This window comes from Asticcacaulis sp., from assembly GCF_027484505.1.
In the GTDB taxonomy this organism is placed as follows: domain Bacteria; phylum Pseudomonadota; class Alphaproteobacteria; order Caulobacterales; family Caulobacteraceae; genus Asticcacaulis.
This window is the reverse complement of sequence record NZ_JAIXSV010000217.1, coordinates 1-2,732: the sequence shown is the minus strand read 5'-3', so window position 1 is coordinate 2,732 and position 2,732 is coordinate 1. Positions and strand designations below refer to the sequence as shown.

The window sequence follows — 2,732 nt, the reverse complement described above, 5'->3', positions numbered from 1 at the left end:
TGGCGACACATGGTTTATATACAGTATCACTGGAGGCACAGTCTCTGTTTCGAAATGTTACGCGTCCTTTTCCGGCGGATCGAGCGCTACATTGATTGGAATGTTTGGATACGTAACCAGCACAACGCCTTTCAATGTATCGGAATGTTATTTTGTGTGCAATCCAACAGGAACCACTTCTTTGGGTCGCTTTTTCAGCTCCCCTCGAATTCAATCTGTTTTCACCTTCCGGGATTGTTACATTAATTCCACCAAAGCTGGCAGCACGGTATTTTTAGATGGTGTGTCGGAGCCATTCCAGACCGGGGCCACGGCCATGACCTTGACTCGTTGTGGCATCGTGGGGGCTGGCGTAAACACATTTGTAAATGGCACAGGCACTGTTCCTCTGACTTTGATTGATTGTTTTGCACCTTCTGGTACTACTTTTGCATCAGGGGCAGCAGGTGTTTCGGGCACAATATCAAACACAGCCTCAATCACAACAGCAGCTCTGATCGGCACTGGTGCAACCACGTATTGGACAACAACTGCTGGGTTTCCAAAACTTACAAACCTTGCATCGTTCATGTCAGGATACACGACAGGCACAAGCACTGGTCTCACAGCTCCTACCATTATCGCCGGCGAGGACGATACTCCCCCCGTTATCACTATTCCTGAAGCGGTTGTCTGTTTTGCAGCTGGTACCAGGTTACTGACGGCAGATGGAAAAAGTATTGCCATTGAGAACGTGAGACCCGGCATGAAATTGGCCACTTCGCATTCGTGCGCAAAACACATTACTGTACAATCGATTATAACTTGTTTGTCTTGGAAGGTTGTGGAGTTCCCGCCATTTACTTTGCATCACTTGCAGGACAAAACACTGTTTGTTAGCCCTTACCATCTCGTTTACCATTCGCTGCACAACAAATGGGCAGAGGCAAACATGATGGAAGGGGGATTTCGGGTTTTGCTTCATCGGCCAGTGCAGCTGTTTAACATTCAGGCGTGTGAGGGGTGGAAAACTATGGTCGCAAACAACGTCTTGTCAGAAACTTGTGCAATGACCGAATCCGAAAAACTGAAAAGAAAACAAACTATTGAGCGTTTCAACATTCCACATGCAATTTAAAAATGAAGTGGCACAATTCTGCCTTGCTCCAATTCGAAAAGCACTTTCATGTAAAGCCACATCGGACTGATGATCGGCCGCTTGTGAAACACATGCGAGACGGCCTGGCGCAACGTCATGTGTTCGCGGGCAATCAGATAGGCCAGCACCAGGGTTGCTGACCGAGACACGCCGGCCATGCAGTGCACCAGTATGCGTGCGTCGGGCGTCTCGGCCCGCGCCTTGTCGATAAAATCGATAACTGGCTGGAAAGTCTGGCGAACAGCGCCATCCATGGGGGCGCAGTCGTACAACCGCACCCGCAAATTCCTGTCGTCAAGATGCTCAACAAGATCGCGCTGTTCGAAATTCGGGGCGCAGATGCAGGTGGCCGTGGCGTGAATGACGTGGGTTATTTTATGCTTGGCTCGCCAAGCGTCGTTGCTGGCATACTCCATGTCGCCCACATACAAGTAGGGCATAATACGCGCGGGCGGCAACACGGAGCGACGTATGGTGTCCGGATGTTCCGCGCCGATATACAAGCGACAAATGTTTCCGTCGCTTTGATAGTAGCACAGCTCGCGTAATTTGTTGTTGTTCAGCACATGGTCAACCACATCTTTCGGCACATTTTGTTCGTTGATTAAAAAGTCGCGCAAATCGTTGATTTCGACACGCGTGTCTACTAATGACGAACCTTTCATCAGCGACACATTCACGAACTCGGACATTCTTTTTTTGTCGGGGGTTTTCTTTGTGCTATTCCAATAAAAAATTTTTTATTCTCTTAATCATTCATACTTTTCCACTTTTTTCAAATAAAGAGGAATGACATTTTGATCTGGAAACAAAAACTGCCGCACGGGTTCGTACTTTGCCTTGTTCAAATCAAGCACATTGCGAAAGTCGTGGGCTTGTTCCCAAAAGTCATTGGTGATGACTGTGCGCGGGGTTCCTCCATCTTGCAAATGAAACAAATAAGGTTCGAGCCATGCGCGCTTGGTCATCTTGATCTTCCAGTCTTGCTTGTTGACCAACACTGGGTTCAAAAAATAAACGTAGCCAAGACTGCGAATGAGCGGCTGTGCGCCACGGTCGTCGAAAAAGGAAAAAAACTCGTCAATCTGGTCGTTTGTCACCAGGCGAAAGGAGAAAATGTGTCGGCCCACAAACACCACGGTTCCTTCGTTTAATTCAATTAGGACAGAGCTGGTGTTGCCGTGCATGCAGTTTTGTTTTGGAACACCGTCTTTTTGCCAGGGTAACCAGACTTTCTTAATATCCACAAACTCCAAGAATGGCTCTTCGTGCTCGCCAACATCATTTGGTGTTGCGTCCTCAATTCGCCGCATAACTTGAACTTGAGTCATGGTGCTGCTCACCGTATGATAGACAACATAGGGGCCTGCAGTAACATATCGCTTGACGTGCGAAAGGTGTAACGCTGGCGAGCCTCGACGCTGTCGTGACGGTGGATCAAAGAACGGATCCTGGACAATATCCCGCATCTTTGATTGAAACAAGGCAGCATCAAGTTCTCGGCTGAACTGCTCACCAAATATTGGATCGTTGATGTCCATTTTAGCTCAGTTTCCTCTTTTTCTTCATAGCCCAAAAAAAAAAAAGTAAAAAT

Annotated in this window: 3 protein-coding genes; 1 reads left to right on the top strand and 2 read right to left on the bottom strand. The window is 47.8% G+C overall.

Going from position 1 to position 2,732, the window contains the following annotated elements:
- Window positions 1-1,117 (top strand): hypothetical protein (locus Q0072_RS12990; protein ID WP_298330857.1); only part of this gene is annotated, 1,117 nt, incomplete at its 5' end.
- Here Q0072_RS12990 and Q0072_RS12985 read toward each other — a convergent pair.
- Both Q0072_RS12985 and Q0072_RS12980 read right to left on the bottom strand, forming a co-directional pair.
- Window positions 1,114-1,830: a dual specificity protein phosphatase gene (locus Q0072_RS12985; protein WP_298330854.1), complete on the bottom strand. Its 717-nt coding sequence runs from the start codon at window positions 1,828-1,830 to the stop codon at window positions 1,114-1,116. The two genes, Q0072_RS12990 and Q0072_RS12985, sit on opposite strands and share 4 nt — an antisense overlap.
- Window positions 1,831-1,890: 60 nt before the next feature.
- Window positions 1,891-2,679 carry a hypothetical protein gene (locus Q0072_RS12980; protein WP_298330851.1) on the bottom strand — a complete coding sequence of 263 codons (789 nt, stop codon included), beginning with the start codon at window positions 2,677-2,679 and terminating at the stop codon, window positions 1,891-1,893.
- Window positions 2,680-2,732 lie beyond the last annotated feature (53 nt).